Origin of the sequence: Moorella mulderi DSM 14980, from assembly GCF_001594015.1 — a bacterium.
Taxonomy (GTDB): Bacteria; Bacillota; DSM-521; order Neomoorellales; family Neomoorellaceae; genus Neomoorella; species Neomoorella mulderi.
This window is the reverse complement of the sequence record NZ_LTBC01000064.1, coordinates 1-601: the sequence shown is the minus strand read 5'-3', so window position 1 is coordinate 601 and position 601 is coordinate 1. Positions and strand designations below refer to the sequence as shown.

Genomic DNA, 601 nt, shown 5'->3' with positions numbered 1-601 from the left:
CCGATGGTGGGTGCGAGCAGAAGAAGGTGGCTTTCACCGTAGACCTGGCGGTGAGCCAGCTTACCGCCGGTGCTCCCGGCAGCGACGCCATGGCGCCTTACGCCGCGGTTATTGAGAACCTCTCGCCTTTTGAGGCTCATAACGCCCTGTTCGAGCTCTACGTCTGGCCGGAGGGCGACCCTGCTCCCACCAGGGTGGATTCCCGCCAGGTTGACCTCCCCAGGGCTAGTGTCGCTGCGGGCACCCCGGGAGCGATTACTTTGACCGGCTTTTTTGCCGCGCCTGTAGACAGGAGCTTCCGGCTGGTGGCCTCCATCAATGCCCCGTATGCAACAGGGGGCAGCGTCCTGGGCGCCAATCCGGGAAAATGGGCGAAACAGCCCTACAGCCCCGTATATAAAGGCAGCGTGCCCCCGGGGATAGGGGCCTTCATGGAGCCCTACTACGATAACAACGTCAAGGCCACCAATTTAATGAGCGGGGCCGAACCCCCTGACAGCGGCGGCGGTGGAAGCGGCGGGGGAAATCCTCCGGGCGGCGGTAACACCGGCGGGGGCGATGATGGCGGCGAAGAACCCGGCGGTCCTTCCGGCGACCTGAT

Annotated in this window: 1 pseudogene; it reads left to right on the top strand. The window is 64.6% G+C overall.

The annotated features are described in order from the left end of the window. Window positions 1-601: pseudogene (locus tag MOMUL_RS15265) on the top strand (hypothetical protein); the annotation flags it as partial.